General features: G+C 65.2%; 18 protein-coding genes. 9 read left to right on the top strand and 9 right to left on the bottom strand.

Going from position 1 to position 19214, the window contains the following annotated elements; genetic code table 11:
• Positions 1-5 precede the first annotated feature (5 nt).
• The gene (locus tag FNJ84_RS12200; protein WP_143793388.1) at positions 6-212 is read right to left on the bottom strand and encodes a SlyX family protein; all 207 of its coding nucleotides are present in this window, start codon (positions 210-212) and stop codon (positions 6-8) included.
• Positions 213-261: 49 nt separating this feature from the next.
• Between FNJ84_RS12200 and hisS the strand changes: the two genes are divergently transcribed.
• The 3 genes from hisS to hisG are packed head-to-tail and all read left to right on the top strand — an operon-like array spanning position 262 to position 3475.
• The gene (hisS, locus tag FNJ84_RS12195; protein ID WP_143793387.1) at positions 262-1743 is read left to right on the top strand and encodes a histidine--tRNA ligase; all 1482 of its coding nucleotides are present in this window, start codon (positions 262-264) and stop codon (positions 1741-1743) included.
• Positions 1740-2801, top strand: coding sequence for an ATP phosphoribosyltransferase regulatory subunit (locus tag FNJ84_RS12190; RefSeq protein ID WP_185968507.1), 1062 nt, complete (start codon positions 1740-1742; stop codon positions 2799-2801). The genes hisS and FNJ84_RS12190 overlap by 4 nt, the downstream gene beginning before the upstream one ends.
• On the top strand, positions 2798-3475 hold the full coding sequence (hisG, locus tag FNJ84_RS12185; RefSeq protein ID WP_143793386.1) for an ATP phosphoribosyltransferase: 678 nt from the start codon (positions 2798-2800) through the stop codon (positions 3473-3475). Before FNJ84_RS12190 ends, hisG begins: the two co-directional genes overlap by 4 nt.
• Positions 3476-3549: 74 nt before the next feature.
• Here the strand turns inward: hisG and ndk are convergent, their stop codons facing one another.
• Positions 3550-3972 (bottom strand): nucleoside-diphosphate kinase, encoded by a 423-nt coding sequence (gene ndk, locus FNJ84_RS12180; RefSeq protein ID WP_143793385.1) that lies wholly within the window; start codon positions 3970-3972, stop codon positions 3550-3552.
• 189 nt (positions 3973-4161) lie between these two features.
• On the opposite strand from ndk, the gene FNJ84_RS12175 reads away from it, so the two are divergent.
• On the top strand, positions 4162-5280 hold the full coding sequence (locus tag FNJ84_RS12175; protein ID WP_185968506.1) for an AI-2E family transporter: 1119 nt from the start codon (positions 4162-4164) through the stop codon (positions 5278-5280).
• A 149-nt stretch (positions 5281-5429) separates the two neighbouring features.
• Entirely contained in the window at positions 5430-6185 is a 756-nt protein-coding gene (locus tag FNJ84_RS12170) for a GNAT family N-acetyltransferase (protein WP_143793383.1), read from the top strand.
• Positions 6186-6239: 54 nt separating this feature from the next.
• Here the strand turns inward: FNJ84_RS12170 and FNJ84_RS12165 are convergent, their stop codons facing one another.
• Positions 6240-6986 carry a MipA/OmpV family protein gene (locus tag FNJ84_RS12165; RefSeq protein WP_143793382.1) on the bottom strand — a complete coding sequence of 249 codons (747 nt, stop codon included), beginning with the start codon at positions 6984-6986 and terminating at the stop codon, positions 6240-6242.
• An 82-nt stretch (positions 6987-7068) separates the two neighbouring features.
• Complete coding sequence (locus tag FNJ84_RS12160) at positions 7069-8940, bottom strand: ABC-F family ATP-binding cassette domain-containing protein (protein ID WP_143793381.1); 1872 nt, start codon at positions 8938-8940, stop codon at positions 7069-7071.
• A 140-nt stretch (positions 8941-9080) separates the two neighbouring features.
• On the opposite strand from FNJ84_RS12160, the gene FNJ84_RS12155 reads away from it, so the two are divergent.
• A complete protein-coding gene (locus FNJ84_RS12155) occupies positions 9081-10292 on the top strand; it encodes a GTP-binding protein (protein WP_143793380.1) in 1212 nt (403 codons plus the stop codon).
• Positions 10293-10353: 61 nt separating this feature from the next.
• Here FNJ84_RS12155 and fahA read toward each other — a convergent pair whose 3' ends face one another.
• Both fahA and hmgA read right to left on the bottom strand, forming a co-directional pair.
• On the bottom strand, positions 10354-11595 hold the full coding sequence (gene fahA / locus FNJ84_RS12150) for a fumarylacetoacetase (protein ID WP_143793516.1): 1242 nt from the start codon (positions 11593-11595) through the stop codon (positions 10354-10356).
• 66 nt (positions 11596-11661) lie between these two features.
• Complete coding sequence (gene hmgA / locus FNJ84_RS12145) at positions 11662-13023, bottom strand: homogentisate 1,2-dioxygenase (protein ID WP_143793379.1); 1362 nt, start codon at positions 13021-13023, stop codon at positions 11662-11664.
• Positions 13024-13166: 143 nt separating this feature from the next.
• On the opposite strand from hmgA, the gene FNJ84_RS12140 reads away from it, so the two are divergent.
• Both FNJ84_RS12140 and maiA read left to right on the top strand, forming a co-directional pair.
• The gene (locus tag FNJ84_RS12140) at positions 13167-13607 is read left to right on the top strand and encodes a MarR family winged helix-turn-helix transcriptional regulator (RefSeq protein WP_143793378.1); all 441 of its coding nucleotides are present in this window, start codon (positions 13167-13169) and stop codon (positions 13605-13607) included.
• Entirely contained in the window at positions 13604-14221 is a 618-nt protein-coding gene (gene maiA, locus FNJ84_RS12135) for a maleylacetoacetate isomerase (RefSeq protein WP_143793377.1), read from the top strand. Before FNJ84_RS12140 ends, maiA begins: the two co-directional genes overlap by 4 nt.
• A gap of 6 nt (positions 14222-14227) precedes the next feature.
• Here the strand turns inward: maiA and FNJ84_RS12130 are convergent, their stop codons facing one another.
• Positions 14228-15055 carry an MBL fold metallo-hydrolase gene (locus tag FNJ84_RS12130; protein ID WP_143793376.1) on the bottom strand — a complete coding sequence of 276 codons (828 nt, stop codon included), beginning with the start codon at positions 15053-15055 and terminating at the stop codon, positions 14228-14230.
• A gap of 105 nt (positions 15056-15160) precedes the next feature.
• Positions 15161-16369, bottom strand: coding sequence for a signal recognition particle-docking protein FtsY (ftsY, locus tag FNJ84_RS12125; RefSeq protein ID WP_143793375.1), 1209 nt, complete (start codon positions 16367-16369; stop codon positions 15161-15163).
• Between the two features lie 126 nt (positions 16370-16495).
• Here ftsY and FNJ84_RS12120 point away from each other — a divergent pair, with 126 nt between their 5' ends.
• The gene (locus FNJ84_RS12120) at positions 16496-17554 is read left to right on the top strand and encodes an alkane 1-monooxygenase (RefSeq protein ID WP_143793374.1); all 1059 of its coding nucleotides are present in this window, start codon (positions 16496-16498) and stop codon (positions 17552-17554) included.
• A gap of 10 nt (positions 17555-17564) precedes the next feature.
• On the opposite strand, the gene pgi is transcribed toward FNJ84_RS12120, so the two are convergent.
• Positions 17565-19181, bottom strand: coding sequence for a glucose-6-phosphate isomerase (gene pgi / locus FNJ84_RS12115; RefSeq protein WP_143793373.1), 1617 nt, complete (start codon positions 19179-19181; stop codon positions 17565-17567).
• Positions 19182-19214: the final 33 nt, after the last annotated feature.

Here is a 19214-nt window from a genome sequence, read left to right as displayed (position 1 = left end):
CCCCCTTACCAGTGGGGCGGGCGCTGATCGGCAAGCGGGATGGTGCCGCCGGCATCCATCTCGCGTTCCGCCGCCGCGCGCAGCAGCGCCTCGACCCGACGGGTCAGCAGGGCAATCTCGGTATCCTGCCGGGCCACGACCTCGGACAAGTCGTCCACCACGCGGGTCAGATGGGCAATCGCCTCTTCCAGTGCCTCGCTGCGCTTGTCCATGCCGGTCCCCTCCGGTAAAGCAGCCACGGACCGGCCAAAGGCGACCGACATGGCAAAAGATCAAAAGAAACAGCCCCGTCCGAAGGCGGAAACGCCCAAGGGCTTTCGTGACTATTTCGGCGCAGACGTGACCGAACGCAAGGTGATGCTGGATCGCATCGCCGAGGTTTATCACCGCCACGGCTTCGACCCCTTGGAAACCAGCGCGGTCGAGACGGTCGAGGCCTTGGGGAAATTCCTGCCCGACGTGGACCGCCCCAATGCCGGCGTCTTTGCCTGGCAAGAGGCTGACGTGCCCGGCGGCGGCTCGGGCGACTGGATGGCGCTGCGCTATGACCTGACGGCGCCTTTGGCGCGGGTGGCGGCGCAGTTTCGCAACGACCTGCCGATCCCCTATCGCCGCTATGCGATGGGTCCGGTCTGGCGCAATGAAAAGCCCGGTCCGGGGCGATTCCGGCAGTTTTATCAATGCGATGCCGATACGGTGGGCAGCGCATCCGTTGCCGCCGATGCCGAAATCTGCGCCATGCTGGCCGATGCGCTGGAATCCGTGGGTATCGCGCGCGGCGACTACATCGTGCGGATCAACAATCGCAAGGTGCTGAACGGCGTCTTGGAGGCCGCAGAGGTCCACGCGACCCAAGCCGATGACGTCCTGCGCCAGATCGACAAGTTCGACAAGGTGGGCGAGGCTGGCGTGCTGGCCCTGCTGACCACGGGCCGCAAGGATGACAGCGGCGCGGAAATCGAAGGGGTCGGGCTGACCCCTGCGCAAGCCGCCCCGGTTCTGGCCTTCCTGACCTCCAAGGGTGCCGACAACGCCGCCACGCTGGCCAATCTTGGCGCGGCGGTTGGCGCGTCGGTCATCGGTGCCGAGGGTATCGAGGAACTGGCCCAGATCGCCGCCATGCTGGATGCGATGGGCGTGGGCGCGGATCGCGCGGTGATCGACCCCTCGATCGTGCGCGGCCTCGGCTATTACACCGGCCCGGTTTTCGAGGCCGAGCTGACCTTTGAAATCCTCGATGAAAAGGGCCGCAAGCGCCAATTCGGGTCCGTCGCGGGCGGTGGCCGCTATGACGGTCTGGTCGAGCGTTTCACCGGCCAGAAGGTCCCGGCGACCGGCGTTTCCATCGGCGTCGACCGCCTGCTTGCCGCGCTCCGCGCCAAGGGGCTGGCGGGGGCCGAGGCCACCGGCCCGGTCGTCGTGACCGTGATGGACCGCGACCGCATGGCCGATTATCAGGCGATGGCCGCCGATCTGCGCGCCGCCGGCATTCGCGCCGAGGTCTATCTGGGCAACCCCAAGAATTTCGGCAACCAGTTGAAATACGCCGATAAACGCCAATCTCCCGTGGCCATCATCCAGGGCGCCGACGAGGCCGCGCGCGGCGTGGTGCAGGTCAAGGACCTGATCCTTGGCGCGAAAATCGCAGCCGAGGCCAGCCATGAGGAATGGAAATCCCAGCCCGCCCAGACCGAGGTGCCCCGCGCTGATCTGGTCGCGGAAGTGCGGCGTATCCTCGGATGATCCCCAAGCGCGACAAGCAGGCCATCGGCCAGCGGATGCTGACGGCCTTTCGCGCCGCCGGCGCGGTCGAGGTCGCGCCCGATATCCTGCTGCCGGCCGACACGCTCTTGGACCTTTACGGCGAGGATATCCGCGCCCGCGCCTATCTGACCGACGATCCGCTGCGGGGCGAGGTCGCGCTGCGCCCGGACTTCACCGTGCCGGTGGTGCAGATGCATATGAAAGGCGGGGCCGAGCCCGCGCGCTATTGCTATCTGGGCGAGGTTTTCCGCAAGCAGGACCCCGGCGAGACCCGCCCCGAACACCCGCGCGACAATGAATATCTGCAAGCCGGGTTCGAGCTGTTCAGCCGCGACGCGGACGCCGATGCCGAGGTCTTTGCGCTGTTTCACAACCTGCTGGCCCCCTATGGCACGCAAGCCGTCATCGGCGACATGAGCCTGCTGATGGAGGCCGTCCGCGCCCTGCCCCTGCCCGCCCCGCGCCGCGACGCGCTGCTGCACCATATCTGGCGCCCCCGCCGCTTTGCCGCGCTGCTGGCGCGGTTCTCGGCCCCCGCCATCGCCCGCCATTTTGCGCCCACCGACGCCCCCTTTACCGGGCTGCGCAGCGAGGCCGAGATGCAGGCCCGGCTGGACCGTCTGGCCTCGGACGCCGATGCAGCACCCCTGCCGGGCGAATGGGCTGACCGGCTGACGCGGCTGTTCGCCATCCGCGCGGCTGCCCCCGATGCCATTGCCGATCTGCGCGGCCTCGCCGCCGAAATGCCCGCCATCGGCCCGGCCGTGGATCGCCTTTCGGCCCGGATCGCCGCCATCGCCGCGCGCGGTATTGACCCGCGCGCCCTGATCTTCGAGGCCAGCCACGGTCGGCATACGATGGAATATTACGACGGCTTCACCTTCAGCTTCCTTGCCCGCGATCACGCCGACTGGCCGCCCATCGCCTCGGGCGGGCGCTATGACGCGATGACGGCGATGCTGGGTGCGGGCCGCGCCATCCCGGCGATTGGCGGCATCATCCGCCCCGGCCTGATCGCCGAGTTGGAGTCCGCATGATGCTGAAACTGGCGGTGCCCTCGAAGGGGCGGTTGATGGAACAGACCTTTGACTGGTTCGCGGATCGCGGCGTGCGACTGTCGCGCAGCGGATCCGACCGTGAATATGCCGGTCGGGTCGAGGGCGCAGACAACCTGACGCTGGTGCTGTTGTCGGCGGGCGAGATCCCGCGCGAGTTGGGCGCGGGCCGGATTGATCTGGGCGTCACCGGCACCGACCTGGTGCGCGAAAAGCTGGCGGGCTGGCGGTCGATCGTGACAGAGATCGCGCCGATGGGTTTCGGCCATGCCGACCTGATCCTTGCCGTGCCAGCGGGGTGGCGCGATTGCGAGGGCTTGGACGATTTCGCCGCCATCGCCCGCGATTTCCGCGCCGCCCACGGCTTCCGGCTGCGCATCGCCACGAAATATCACCGGCTGGTGCGGGCCTGGCTGTCCGCCCATGAGGTTGCCGATTACCAGCTGGTCGACAGCCAGGGCGCGACCGAGGGCACCGTGGCCAACCTGACCGCCGAGGCCATCGCCGACATCACCAGTTCGGGCGAAACCCTGCGCGCCAACCACCTGAAGGTGCTGTCCGGCGCGCCGATCCTGCAATCGCAGGCCACCCTGTTTGCCAGCTGCACCGCGCCACAGGCCGAGGTCGCTGCGTTCATCGCACAATTGGGGCTATAGCGCCGCCCGGCATCACCGCACCGCATGAAAAAAGGGGCCGCGAAGGCCCCTTTTTTACAGCTTGGTGGAACGGATCAGCCGACCAGTTCCAGGCCGCTGAAGAAGAAGGCGATCTCTTCCTTGGCGGTTTCCGGCGCGTCCGAACCGTGGACCGAGTTTTCACCGACCGACAGGGCGAATTCCTTGCGGATGGTGCCGGCATCGGCATTGGCCGGGTTGGTGGCGCCCATCACTTCGCGGTTCTTGGCAATGGCATCTTCGCCTTCCAGGACCTGCACGACGACCGGCTCGGATGCCATGAACTCGACCAGCTCGCCATAGAAGGGGCGCTCGGCGTGGACGGCATAGAACTGGCCGGCCTGGGCGGGCGACAGGTGGATGCGCTTTTGCGCGACGATGCGCAGGCCGGCATCCTCGAACTTGGCATTGATCTTGCCGGTCAGGTTGCGGCGGGTAGCATCGGGTTTGATGATGGAAAGCGTGCGTTCGATCGCCATGTCTTTTCGTCCTGTCATATGGGCCGCCATGCGCGTCACCCGTGAAAAATCCGCGTTCGGTTAGCAGGCTTCGGGCGGACGGGCAAGCCGGGCCGGTGCAGGGCACAGCGCAACTGGCCTGACATGCGCCAAAAAACCGTGATATGGCTGATATGGCCGATGCCATCTTGCGATTTGTGGAAAGCCGCCATGACCGACACGCCTTCCTTGCCGCCCACGGATCGACCGCAAGTGCCGCTGGCGACGATCCTGACCGTCTTTGCGCTGATCGCGCTGGTGGGGGCCATATGGATCTGGTCCGGCCTTCTGCTGATGGCCTTCGCCGCGATCCTGATCGCCATCGCATTGCGCGGCGGGGCTCGGCTGCTGACCCGGCTGATCGGCACCGGGCCGCGCATCGGCATCCTGCTGACGGCGCTGATCGCCGCATTGGCGGTGATGCTGGTCGCCGCGACGGTCGGCCCCGCGATCTCGGCCCAGTTCAACCAACTGCTCAACGGCCTTCCCGGCGCCTGGCAGCAGGTGACCGACTGGCTGAACAACAGTGCCGCCGGGCAGTTCATCGAACGCCAGATCGAGGTCCGCCCGAACGGCCCCACGGCTGAACAGGCCAGCCGCGCGGCGCAGCAGTTGCCGGCGATCTTCGGCGTTCTGACCGGCACGATCACATCGGTTTTCGGCGGGCTGGCCAATCTGGTGCTGCTGATCACCATGGCGCTGTTTCTTGCGCTGGATGCGTCGACCTATAGCCGTGGCACCTTGCGGCTGGTGCCGATCCGCCATCGCCCGGCCGCCGCGCGGATCATGAACGAAATGGACGTCGCGCTTGGGCGTTGGATGGCGGGTCAGGCGCTGGACATGATCGCGGTGGCGATCATCACCGGGCTGGGGCTGTGGGCGCTTGGCATGCCGCTGGCGATGGTTCTGGGGCTGATTGCGGGGGTGACCAATATCATCCCCTATATCGGCCCGTTCCTGTCGGGGATTCCGGCGGTCATGTTCGCGCTGACGCAGGGGTTCGACATGGCGGTCTATGTCGCGATCCTGTTCATCGTGATCCAGCAGGTCGAGGGCAATATCCTGCTGCCGATGATCCAGAAATTCGCCACCGACACGCCGCCGGTGCTGACCGTGCTGGCGATCATCGCCTTTGGCACGCTGTTCGGCTTTGCCGGCGTGGTGCTGGCCACGCCGCTTTTGATGGTCGCGATGATCCTGATTCGCCGCATCTATGTCGAGGGCGTGCTGGGCGACGATCTGAACATCCCGTTGGACCAACCACCCGAAACCGGGCTGCAATCGACCTAGGGCCCGCCACCGCAGCACCGCGACCTGTCGCGTCCCTGCACTGGATATGCGAATCCTCAACCAGAAGTGAACCTTGATGGTCGGTTTCGCGTTTCCGTCACAGCACCGAGGTAAGCTTGCATCAAAGCGTAAAGGGCTGGAACAGTCTGATGATGCATCAGGGCCGATACATAACCCGATTCGCCGAATCCGAGGCCGATCTGCACGCCGCGCAGCATCTGCGCTGGCTGTGTTTTCTGGCCCGCAGCCGCCAGGCCGGCGAGGCGGACGAGTCAGGCGAACTGGATCACGACGCCCATGACGCGATCTGCCGCCACGTCCTGATCGAAGAGGCCAGCAGCGGCGCGCTGGTCTGCTGCTATCGCATCCTGCCCCTGTCAGGCGGGGCCGAGATCGCCCGCAGCTATTCGGCCCAATATTACAACCTGTCCTCGCTGGCCCATTACGATGGCAAGCTGGTGGAACTGGGCCGGTTCTGCATTCATCCCGATTGGCGCGATCCCGATATTCTGCGGTTGGCCTGGGCCCGGCTGACCGACTATGTCGAAACCGAGGGCGTGGGCCTGCTGTTCGGCTGTTCCAGCTTTGTCGGGACCGAGCCTGACAGCTATGCCGATGCCTTCGCCATGCTGCGCGAACGACATCTGGCCCCGAAACGCTGGTTGCCTCGGGTCAAGGCGCCACAGGTGTTCCGCTTTGCCCGTGCGCTACGACTGCGCCGACCCGATCCGCGCAAGGCCATGGCGGCGATGCCGCCCCTGCTGCGCAGCTATCTGGCAATGGGGGGATGGGTCAGCGATCACGCTGTGGTGGACCGGCAGCTGAACACGCTGCATGTCTTTACCGGGCTGGAGATCAGCGCCATCCCGCCCGCACGACGCCGGCTGCTGCGCGGCGGCGCCTAAGGCGCAACGGCTGCCGCCGACCCTGAAGCCTATCCGAGATCGGCCCCTTAACCGTCAGAAACCGAAGCTGAAATTCCGAACAATGCCAAGACGGACTGCGGGCTGATCGCGGTCCTGCACGATCGGGCTGTCGGCGGCATCACCCACGATGCGGCCATATTCGACCTCGCCCAGCAGGGCGGTGTTGTCAGACAGCGAATAGCGCGCTTCAAGCTTGGCCGAGACCTTGTTGATCCCGCCACCCAGATCATAGGCAGCATAGCCGCTGGCCGCCGATTCGGCCGCAGTCACACCGAAATAGGTCTGGTTGTATTCGCCATTGCCATAGCCCAGTTCCAGCCCTGACCACAGGCTCAGCCGATCGCTGGCATCGGTGCGATATTTCACCCCGGCCTCGCCGGTAATGCCGTGATGGCCACCAAAGCCCTTGCGCAGGCTGAGATATCCGGTCACCGGACCCGAGCGATAGCTGGCACGACCGCCCAGTTCATAGGCCCGGTCGATCTGGTTCAGACCCGCCAGCGCATCGTCATCGTCCTCGTTGCGTTCACCGACCAGCCCGAAAGACGGCGAGATCGAGAACCCGTCGCCCGGCACGCCTTTTTCCCCGGTCGCGTTAAAGACGGCATTGCGCCACAGCAGCCAGGGGCCGGCCTCGACCTCGTCCGAGCCCGGATAGGTCGGCGAAACCGAAACCCCAAGCCCCGCATCAATCGAAAACACCCGATCCTGCGCATAAGCAGCAACAGGTGCAGCCATCGGGGCGGCAACCAGAAGGGCGGCGGCGATCAGGTTTTTCATGTCAGGACCTCGGGCGCAGGTAGGGTATTTTCGCCTTCTGGTTGCAGATTCGCAAGCGTTCAGGCGACTGGATCAGCCCATATCAACCGCTTTCGGCCAGCTCCAGATTTTCCAGTGCATTCATCCAGATATCTTCGGCCCGTGACATCGCGGCAACGGCCTCGGCGCGTTTGCGGCCCCATTTCTCGGCCTCGGCCGGATTTTGATAGATGGCAGGGTCGGCCAGCTTCTCGTCCAGACGTGCCAGCATTTCGGTCAGCTTGGACACGCGCTCCTCGGCCCGGCGCGCCTCGGCCCGCAGGCCCAGCAATTCGTCGCGCGGCGGCCGCTTGGCTGCGGGTTTCGCGGCAGGCTGGTCAGCGGGCTGATCACGCTCGCTTTTCCGGGCGGGGGCGTCGCCTTGCAGCAGAAAGGCGCGGTAATCGTCCAGATCGCCCTGCCATGGGCTGACCGCACCATCCTTGACCAGCCAAAGCCGGTCGGCGACCAGCCCCAGCAGATGCATGTCATGGCTGACCAGCACCACCGCGCCGGTATAGTCATTCAGCGCCTCGGTCAGGGCCTCGCGGCTTTCGATATCAAGGTGGTTGGTCGGCTCGTCCAGCACCAGAAGATGCGGCGCGTCGATGGTGGCGATCAGCAGGGACAGCCGCGCCTTTTGCCCGCCCGACAATTGCCCGACCCTGGTTTCGGCCTGCGCCTCCATCAGGCCGAAACCGGCCAGCCGCGCGCGCAGCTTCGGCGGCGCCTCGTCGGGCCGCAGCCGGCGGATGTGATCCAGCGGGGTTTCGTCCAGATAAAGCTCGTCCACCTGATGCTGCGCGAAATAGCCAACGCGCAGCTTTCCGGCGCGGGTCACCTTGCCCTCCATCGCGGGCAGGCGTTCGGCCAGCAACTTCGACAGGGTCGACTTGCCCTGCCCGTTTCGGCCCAGAAGGGCGATCCGGTCGTCCTGATCAATCCGCAGGCTAAGCCGCCGCAGCACGGCCCGACCGTCATAGCCGACACAGACCCCTTCCAGCGCGACGATGGGGGGCGACAGTTCCTCGGGCTGGGGAAAGCCGAAGCGGTGGAACTTGGCTTCCTCGGGCGCGGTGATCGGGGTCATCCGTTCCAGCATCTTGATGCGGGACTGGGCCTGCCGCGCCTTGCTGGCCTTGGCGCGGAACCGGTCGACGAAACTTTGCATATGGGCGCGGCGGTCTGCCTGTTTGCGCGCCTCTGCGGCTCGCAGGGCACGGCGTTCGGCACGCAGCTTGGCAAAGCCGTCATAGCCGCCGGTATACAACGTCAGCCGGCGGTCTTCGAGATGCAGGATATGGCCCACCGCACGGTTCAGCAGGTCGCGATCATGGCTGATGATGATGACCGTATAGGGATAGCGCGCCAGATAGCTTTCCAGCCAAAGCGCCCCTTCCAGATCCAGATAGTTGGTCGGTTCGTCCAGCAGCAACAGGTCGGGCTGCGAAAACAGCACGCCGGCCAGTGCGATCCGCATCCGCCAACCGCCGGAAAAATCGCGGGTCGGGCGCGACTGATCCGCAGTCGAGAACCCCAGCCCGTCAAGGATCGAGGCCGCACGCGCCTCGGCCGACCAGGCGTCGATATCGGCCAGCCGGGTCTGAATCTCGGCGATGCGATGGGGGTCGGTGGCGGTTTCGGCCTCGGCCAGCAGGGCGGCACGCTCGCGATCCTCGGCCAGAACCGTTTCCAGAACCGAGATTTCCGTTCCTGGCGCCTCTTGCGCCACGCCGCCGATACGGGCGCGCGGCGGCAAGGTGATGGCGCCGCCATCCAGCGACAGCTCGCCCCGGATCAGCCGGAACAGCGTGGTCTTGCCCGCGCCATTGGGTCCGACCAAGCCGACCTTATGCCCCTCGGGGATGGTCGCTGTGGCATGTTCGAACAGGGGCCGGCCCTGAATGGAATAGGATATGTCGTCGATACGCAGCATGGATGCGGCATGGCGCAAGCCGCGCGGCCCGTCAATGGGTCGTCAGCCGGCTGACGGGTGGCAAACGGTCTCGGGTTCGATTGACTAACATTATGTTATAATATAACGATTCTTGTCCAATCGCTTCACAGGACCATCCCATGACCCGCCCCGACCGCCTGCCCGTCACCGTTCTTTCCGGCTTTCTTGGGGCGGGCAAGACGACATTGCTGAACCATATCCTGAACAATCGCGCCGGCCTGCGCGTGGCGGTCATCGTCAACGACATGTCCGAGGTGAATATCGACGCCGACCTGATCCGCGCCGATGGCGGCATGTCACGAACCGAAGAGGCGCTGGTCGAGATGTCGAACGGCTGCATCTGCTGCACCTTGCGCAAGGATCTGCTGACCGAGGTGCGCCGGCTGGCCGAGGCCGGGCGCTTTGACTATCTGCTGATCGAATCCTCGGGCATATCCGAGCCGCTGCCGGTCGCCACGACCTTTGAATTTGCCGATCAGACGGGGGCCAGCCTGTCGGATCTGGCGCGGCTGGATACGATGGTCACGGTGGTCGATGCGGTCAACCTGCCGCGGGATTTCGCCAGCCATGACGCATTGGCCGACCGGGGCGAGGTCGCCGGGCCGGGTGATGCGCGCCACCTCGTCCAGCTGCTGACCGAACAGATCGAATTTGCCGATGTGGTGGTCCTGAACAAGGTCACCAGCGCCGGTGCGGAACAGGCGGATGCCGCGCGCCGCATCATTCGCAGCCTGAATGCCGATGCCCGCATCATCGAGGCCGATCACGGCCGGGTCCCGCCACATGCGATCCTGGATACGGGATTGTTCGACTTTGACCGCGCGCATGATCATCCGATGTGGGTCAAGGAACTGTACGGCTTTGCCGACCACACCCCCGAGACCGAGGAATACGGCGTCAGCTCATTCACCTACCGCGCCCGCCGCCCGTTCGAGCCGCGCAAGATCCACCAGCTGCTGACCTCGCCGCTGCGTGGCGTGATCCGCGCAAAGGGCCATTTCTGGATCGCCACGCAGCCCGATTGGGTGGCCGAGTTTTCGCTGGCCGGGGCACTGGCCGATGTGCGGCCGCTTGGGCAATGGTGGGCGACGGTTCCGCGCGACCGCTGGCCCGGCGATGAACAGGCCAGGGCCCATATCGCCCAGAACTGGGCCGAGCCATGGGGCGACAGGCGGCAGGAAATCGTCTTCATCGGCTGCGACATGGACGAGGACAGCATTCGTCACCGTCTGGACGCCTGCCTGATCGGTGACGAGGCCGACCCCGACCGCTGGACCGGCCTGCCCGATCCGTTTCCCCGCTGGCGCCGTGGCCAGGCAGCGACCGCCTGAGCCGCACCACAAGGATCAAACCGCCGGATCACCATCCGGCGGCGAAGATCAGCGCCCGCCCCTATTCCTGGGCCCAATCGGGCAGCCTGCGCGCCGGGCGCAACACGCCCGCGCATTCCCCGAACCCGATGCGATAGCCATCGCCCTGGGCCGCACCGCGCAGGATCAGCCTGTCGCCATCCTCAAGAAAGCTGCGGCTTTCGCCCGTGGCCAGCGTCAGGGGCTCTTTCCCGCCCCAGCTCAGTTCCAGCAACGAACCCCGGCTGTCTTTCGTCGGCCCCGAAATCGTGCCCGACCCCAGCAGATCACCCACCCGCATCGCGCAGCCGCTGGTCGTGTGATGGGCCAGTTGCTGCGCGGCCGAGTAATACATCTGGTCGTAATTCGTCCGCGCGATCACCGTTTCGGGCTTGCCTTCGGGGGCCAAGCCCACCTCCAGCGCAATGTCATACAGCATCGGCCCCGGCTCGCGCAGGTAAGGCAGCAGTGGGCGTTCGCGTTCGGGGGTGGATACGCGGAACGGCTCCAACGCGGCGCGGGTCACGATCCAGGGACTGATGGTGGTGGCCGTCGCCTTTGCCTGAAACGGGCCAAGCGGCTGATATTCCCAAGCCTGAATGTCCCGCGCCGACCAGTCATTCAGCAGCACATAGCCAAAGATCATCTGATCGGCCTCGGCCACCGAAACCATCCCGTCCGAGGGCTGCCCGATGATCGCCCCCATCTCCAGCTCCAGATCGAACCGGGCCGAGGGCGCGAAACGCGGCTGCGCCTCGTCCGGCGCCTTCACCTGCCCCCAGGGCCGCACCACATCCGTGCCCGAGACCACGACCGAGGAGGCCCGCCCGTTATAGCCGATGGGGATCGACAGCCAGTTCGGCGGCAGCGCATTCTCGGCGCCCCGGAACATGGTGCCGACATTCACGGCATGGTTCTTGCCGGCATAGAAATCGGTATATTCCGTGACCCGGAACGGCATCAGCATCCGCACAGACGCCAACGGCAGCAAATGCGGCCCCACCGCCGGGCGATGGCCCTCATCCGACAAAAGCTCGGTCAGCCTCGCCCGCAGCCCCGCCCAGACCGAGGGCCCCGCCGCCATGACGTCGTTCCAGGCAGGGTCCGCCAGCAGCACCGGATCCAGCCCGTGATCCACGCGCCCCAGATCCAGGACGAAATCGCCGATGGCCACGCCCATGCGCGCGCCCTGCCCGTCGTCGAAAACCCCGTAAGGCAGATTGTTCAGCGGAAAGTCGGTGTCTGCGCGATTGGCGCTGTCCACCCATGACCGGATCAAGGACATACCGTCCCCTTTCTTCTTCACGAAAATATCCTCGGGGGTCCGGGGGCAGACAGCCCCCGGCTTTGCTTACTTCAAACCGGACGTGCCATCGAACTTCTTCTCGATCCCGTCCCAGCAGGTGACGTAATCATCCTGCAACGGCGCCTCGCGACCGGCAAACTCGGTCAGATGCTGGGGAAAACGGGTCTCGAACATGAAGGACATGGTGTTGTCCAGCTTCTCGGGTTTCAGATCCACCGTCGAGGCCTTTTCGAACGCCTCGCGATCCGGGCCATGGGGCAGCATCATGTTGTGCAGGCTCATGCCGCCGGGGACAAAGCCCTGCGGCTTGGCGTCATACTGGCCATAGATATTGCCCATCAGTTCCGACATGACGTTCTTGTGGTACCAGGGCGGCCGGAAGGTGTTTTCCATCACCATCCAGCGTTCGCGGAACAGCACGAAGTCGATATTCGCGGTCCCCTCGACCCCCGAAGGCGCGGTCAGCACGGTGAAGATCGAGGGATCGGGATGATCGAACAGGATCGCGCCGATCGGACAATAGGTTTTCAGGTCGTATTTCACCGGCGCGTAATTCCCGTGCCAGGCCACCACGTCCAGCGGCGAATGACCGATCTGGCATTCGTGGAACTGGCCGCACCACTTGATCGTCAGGGTCGAGGGCACCTCACGATCCTCGAACGCGGCCACCGGTGTCTTGAAATCGCGGCGGTTGGCCATGCAATTCGCGCCGATGGGGCCACGGCCGGGCAGTTCGAATTTCTGGCCGTAATTCTCGCAGACGAAGCCACGGCACGGCCCTTCCAGCACCTCGACGCGATAGACCAGACCGCGCGGGATCACGGCGATTTCCTGCGGCTCAAGGTCGATGACGCCCAGTTCGGTGCAGAAACGCAACCGCCCTTCCTGCGGCACCACCAGCAATTCGCTGTCGGCCGAATAGAAATAGGCGTCCTGCATGGATTGCGTGACCAGATAGATATGGCTGGCCATGCCGACCTGGATGTTCACATCCCCCGCCGTGGTCATGGTGCGCATCCCCGTCAGCCAGGTCAGCGCCTGATCGGTATGGGGCACCGGGTCCCACCGGTATTGCCCAAGCGAGGTCACGCCCTGCGGGATATGCGGCGCAGTCTTCCAATAGGGCAGATCGACCGGCAGATAGCGCCCCGAATGTTTGACCGAGGGGCGGATGCGATAACACCAGGTCCGTTCGTTCTGATGGCTGGGCGCGGTGAAGGCCGTGCCCGAAAGCTGCTCGCCATAAAGCCCGTAATTCACCCGCTGCGGGCTGTTCATCCCCTGTGGCAGCGCGCCGGGCAGCGCCTCGGTTTCAAAATCATTGCCGAAACCGGGCATGTAACCCTCATGCGTGCCCTGCGTGCCGGACGCCCGGATCATCCCCTGCGGCAGCTCGTGCTTGGTCATCTGATCTCTCCCTTCCCGGCCAGGCGGAATGTTGCATCTCGTCGGGATTATTCGTTGCATCTGCAACGAAGTCAAGAAATTCATTGCAGATGAGATGAATTTGGCGGATTCTGGCGGGGCAGCATCGGCAGGGCAGAGGCGACATGTCAGGCAAATTACCGGATTTCGATCTGTCGGGGTTTCTTCCCTATCGGCTGGCCGTGGCCGCGCAGCATGTCAGCGCCGGGCTGGCCGGGCTGTATCGCAACCGCTTTGGCATCTCGGTCGCCGAATGGCGGGTGCTGGTGCACCTGATGGATTCGGGCGAGGTTTCGGTGCGCGAACTGGGCCAGATGGTCAGCCTTGAGAAATCCAAGGCCAGCCGCGCCGCCACGAGGCTGGCCGAAGCCGGGCTGATCGAAAAGACCGAAAACGAGGCCGACCGCCGGTTGGTCAGCCTTTCGCTGACCGATCAGGGCCGGGCACTGATGGCGGAATTGCTGCCACTGGCGATCGAGTTTCAGAACCAGCTTGAGGCCAGGCTGGCGGGTCACATGGCGGCATTGAACGCCGCGCTGGACCGGCTGATGGAGGAAAAGCCGTGATCGCCCTTTATGATTACTGGCGGTCATCGGCCAGCTATCGCGTGCGCATCGCCCTGGGGCTGGCGGGCTTGGACTGGCACAGCCAGCCGGTCGATCTGGTGGCCGGGCAACAGCGCTCGGACGCGCATTTGCGCCGCAATCCGCAAGGTCTGGTGCCGGTGATCGAAATCGACGGCCTGCGGCTGACGCAATCGCTGGCGATCATCGACTATCTGGACGAAACGCGCGGGCTGAACCTGCTGCCCGGCGCGGCGGCCGATCGCGCCCATATCCGCGCCATCGCCCATGCGGTCGCCGTGGACATTCACCCGATCTGCAATCTGGGCACGGCCCGCCATGCCGTCGCCGCATCGAACGGCGCGATCACGATGCAGGACTGGATGCGCCATTTCATCGCCCCCGGCCTTGCCGCAGTCGAGGCAATGCTGGCCGGTGGCGATCATTGCTGGGGCGATACAGTGACGCTGGCCGATATCTGCCTGATGCCACAGCTGTATAACGCCGACCGTTGGGGTATCGACCTGACCGCCATGCCCAAGATTCGCCGCGTGGCGCAAAGTCTGGAACGGATCCCCGCCTTCGCCGCCGCCCATCCCGACCGGCAAGCGCACTAGGCTGGCTTACCGCATCAGCGGCGCGGGTTGCAGCACCAGAATGGTTGGCTGCGGCGGCAGCGTCGACAGCGACACGGTGACCTCGCTGCCAGAGGCATATTCGACGACGAACTGGCCCGACATGCCGGCAAGGAAATGTTCCAGCCGCGACGGGTTGAACCAATGCATCGGAATCACCAGCGAGCTTTGCAGCCGCTGGACCACCCGCATCATCGTATCCTGCGCCATGGTATAGATGCCATCCACCGGCACCATCAGCACGTCGACACGGCCCAAAGCCGCATATTGCGCATCGCTTGGTTCCTGATGCAGATGGCCCAGATGCGCGATGCACAGGTTGGCCATCTCGAAAACGAAGATCGAATTGCCGTTTTCCTCGACCGTGCCAAAGCTGCGGATGTCGCTGGTGACATTGCGGATCAGCACATCGCCCAGTTCGGTGTGATGGTCGATGCCAATGCCGAACTGGTCCGACCAGCCGCGAAACACATGCGCGATTCCCTCAAGATTATCGGTCCAGTGGCTTGAATGTGCACGGTTCATCGTGACCGCATCGGGCAGAAAATCCGACGGCCCAAGATAGCCGTTGAAATCGGTGACGATATCTACGCCGCCCTCGCTTTGGATCAGAAACATCGAATGCCCGACATAGCTGATCCGGGCCGTGCCTTCCGCAACCGGGTCGGTCCAGGCGGCCTGTTGCAGATATTCGATCCCCGGCGCGGCATCGGCGATGGCGATACAATGGCTGTATCGACGGACTTGCGCATCGGCCGGCACCTGCATGACAGGAAAGGCGATCAGGGCCAATGCCAGGGCGGATCGTGGCAGCATGGGCTTCCCTCTGGCAGGCCCCGACTATAGCCGCTGACGCCCGCTTGCCCAAAAGCCGCAAGGCCTGCGGCGGCTCACTTCCGCGTGAGTTGTGTGACCCCGCCGTTACAAACCCACCAATGCGCGGGCAAATTCCTGCGGATCAAAGGCATCAAGATCGTCGATCTGTTCGCCCACACCAATGGCATGGATCGGCAGACCAAAGCGGTCGGCCAGCGCCACCAGAACACCACCTCGCGCCGTGCCATCCAGCTTGGTCATCACCAGGCCCGACACATCTGCCAGCTTCTGAAAAGTCTCGACCTGCGACAGGGCATTCTGCCCGGTCGTCGCGTCCAGAACCAACAGCGTATTATGCGGCGCAGTTGCATCCTTCTTGCGGATGACGCGGACGATCTTGGCCAGTTCCTCCATCAGGTCGGCGCGGTTCTGCAACCGCCCGGCGGTGTCGATCATCAACAGATCCGCGCCCTCGGCCTCTGCCCGCGTCATGGCGTCAAAGGCAAGGCTGGCGGGGTCGCTTCCCTCGGGCGCGGTCATGACCGGCACACCGGCGCGATTGCCCCAGACCTGCAACTGTTCGACCGCCGCCGCGCGGAAGGTATCGCCCGCCGCGATCACAACATTCTTGCCCGCCGCCTTGAACTGGCTGGCCAGCTTGCCGATGGTCGTGGTCTTGCCCGAGCCGTTGACCCCCACGACCAGAACGACCTGAGGCTTCTTGGGATAGATCGGCAGCGGACGCGCCACCGGCTGCATGATCCGGGCGATCTCGGTGGCCAGCAGTTCCTTTAACTCGGTGGCCGAGACGCGGCGGCCAATGCGCCCCTCGGCGATATTGGCGGTGACGCGCAGGGCGGTTTCCACGCCCATATCAGCCTGGATCAGCATATCCTCAAGCTGTTCCAGCATCTCGTCATCCAGCGCCCGGCGCGGCTCGGCCGTAGCCGGATCGCGGCCGAAGATGCGCCCCATCAGGCCGGGCCTGGCACCGGCGGCGGGCTCGGCCTTAGGCGCGGGCACGGGCGCGGCCTCGGCTGCGGGCAGTGGGCGCGGAACCGGGTCGGGATGAGGCTGCGGCGCGGGCTGAGGGCGCGGCTGCGGCATCGGGTCGGGACCGGGATGCGGCGCCGGCTCGGGCCGGCGTTCAGCTGCGCGTTCGGGCTGGACCGCAGCGGCAGGCTCTGGCGCAACCTCGGCCACGACGTCGGGCGCGATGTCCTCGGAGGCTTCGCCGACGATCTGGTCCAGCCCCTGCCCGATCTTCGAGGAAGATCGCGTCAGCCGATCGCGCAGTTTCGAAAAGAACGACATGTCACGCCCCGTTGCCTCAATATCCTTGGCCGCAACCTAATCGTCGAAGGGCTGAAGGGAAAGCCCGGCTGGCACCTGCCGCAAGCCGCGCCTATCATCGCGCCAGACCGGAGGGATGCAGACAGGATGACCCGGACCTTTTCACAGACGCCGCCCGTAACCGCCTTTGTGGTCTTTGGCGCGCTGCCCGGCCTTCTGCTGGTCGCCGGGGCGCTGATCGGTGGCTGGCCGCTTTGGGCCGGGTTGATCTGGGCGGCCGTGGCCGCGCCGGCGGTCGATGTGGCCCTGTCGCGCGCCTTTCCCGATGCCGATGCGCAGGCGCACTTTCCCGCCGCCGATGCCGGGCTGGTCCTGCTGATCGGGCTGCATTTCGCACTGCTGGCCGTGGCACTGGCGGCATTCGCGGGCGACTGGCTGACCCGGACAGAGCGTGTGGCCCTGTTTCTGGGAGCGGGCATGTATTTCGGCCAGATCACCAATGCCACCGCGCATGAGCTGATCCACCGCCCAAGCCGCACCCTGTTTCGTCTGGGGGCGGCGGCCTATGTCAGCCTGCTGTTTGGCCATCACACCAGCGCGCATCGGCTGGTGCACCACCACCATGTCGCAACCGATGCCGATCCGAACTCGGCGCCGCAGGGCATGGGGTTCTGGCGCTTCTTTCCGCGTGCCTGGATCGGCTCGTTCCGGCAGGGATTGCGGGCCGAACGCGCATTGTCGGCGCGCAAGCCCGGCCGGCTGAACCCCTATCTGGCTTGGGTCGGCGGCGGGCTGGCGATGATCGCGGGCGTCGGGCTGATCCTTGGCGGGCTGGCGCTGGCCGATTATCTGGCCCTTTGCCTTTACGCGCAGATGCAGTTGATGCTGTCGGATTATGTCCAGCATTATGGGCTGCGCCGCCGGACCGGCCCCGATGGCAAGCCCGAGCCGGTCGGGCCGCGCCATTCCTGGGACAGCCCGCATGCGCTGTCATCGCTGACGCTGGTGAACGCGCCACGCCATTCCGACCACCACGCCCATCCGCTGCGCGCCTATCCGGCGCTGCGGCTGGCGCGGGCCGAAGCGCCGCGCCCGATGCTGCCCTATCCCCTGTCGGTAATGGGGGCTATCGCGCTGGTTCCGCCACTGTGGCGGCGGGTGATGGATCGGCGGGTGGCGCGGATGGCCACCAGCGACAAGGCTTGAAGGGCCGCCCTTACCCCTCGCCGCGCATGTCGCGCACCAGTTCCGCCAGATGCACGGTCGACGGGTCATGGCCGGGCGCTGGCTCGCCCTTCAGCAGGGGTTCGACCTTCAGGGCCAGTTCCTTGCCCAGTTCCACGCCCCATTGGTCAAAGCTGTTCAGCCCAAGGATCACGCCTTCGACAAAGACGCGATGTTCATACAGCGCGACGATCTGACCAAGCGTATAGGGGGTCAACTGCCCGATCAGCAATGTGGTCGAGGGGCGGTTGCCCTTGAACACCCGATGCCGCGCCTGCCGTTCCAGTTCAGCCCCTTGCAAGCCCTTGGCCTCCATCAGCCGGCGCGCCTCGTCCAGCGAGCGGCCGCGCATCAGCGCCTCGGACTGGGCCAGGCAGTTGGCGGCCAGAAGGATGTGATGATGGGCAAGGTCCGGCTCATGCCCGCGGGCGGCAAGGATGAACTCGCAGGGGATGACGGCGGTGCCCTGATGGATCAGCTGATAGAAAGCGTGCTGCCCATTCGTGCCCGGCTCGCCCCAGACCACCGGGCCAGAGGCGCGCGGCAGGTCGCTGCCATCCATCGCCACGCCCTTGCCGTTCGATTCCATTTCCAGCTGTTGCAGATAGGCGGGCAGCCGCATCAGCCGGTTGTCATAGGGCAGCACGGCGCGGGTCGGATAGCCGCAGATCTGGTTGTGCCAGATGCCCACCAACGCCAGCAGCACCGGCAGGTTTTCGGCAAAGGGTGCGGCGCGGAAATGTGCATCCATCGCCGCGCCGCCCGCCAGAAAGGCGTCGAAATCATCCGGCCCAACGGCGATCATCAAGGACAGGCCGATCGGCCCCCACATGGAATAGCGCCCACCGACCCAATCCTCGAAACCAAAGACGCGGGCGGTGTCGATGCCAAAGGCCGCCGTGCGGTTCTGGTCGGTGCTGAGCGCCGCGAATTGCGCCGGGGCGTTGCTGACCGAACGCGCCATCCAGTCACGCGCGGTCTTGGCATTGGTCATCGTCTCGATGGTCGTGAAGGTCTTTGACGCCACGATCACCAGCGTCGTCGCCGGATCCAGCCCGGCCAGCACGTCATGAATATCGGCGCCGTCGACATTGCTGACGAAATGGGTGCGCGGCCCGTCATGATAGGGCGCCAACGCCAGCGCCGCCATCTTGGGGCCAAGGTCGGACCCGCCGATGCCGATATTCACCACATCGGTGATCTTGCCGCCCTGCCCCTTGAAGCTGCCATCGCGAACCGCGCGGGCAAAATCAGCCATACGGGCATGGGTCTCGCGCACGGCCGGCATCACATCCTGCCCGTCGACGACAACGCTGCCCTCAAGGTTGCGCAGCGCGGTGTGCAGAACCGCCCGGCCCTCGGTCTCGTTGATCTTGTCGCCCGCAAACATCGCCTCGCGGCGGGTGGCCACATCCGCACCCTCGGCCAGCGCGATCAGCCGGTCGCGGATGGCAGCGTCGATCAGGGTCTTGGAATAGTCGAAAACCAGCCCGTCCGCCTGTGCGGCAAAGCCCGCAGCCCGGCCCGGATCGGCCTGAAACAGGTCGGTGATCCGGGTTTCATCCTGCGCAGCACGCAGGTTGCCCAGCATTTTCCAGTTGTCATTCATGGCCTTGCCCTTCCCGAATCCGATTCAAACTCA

This window comes from Paracoccus sp. M683, from assembly GCF_007096355.1.
GTDB lineage: Bacteria > Pseudomonadota > Alphaproteobacteria > Rhodobacterales > Rhodobacteraceae > Paracoccus.
This window is presented reverse-complemented; position numbering and strand designations above follow the sequence as displayed.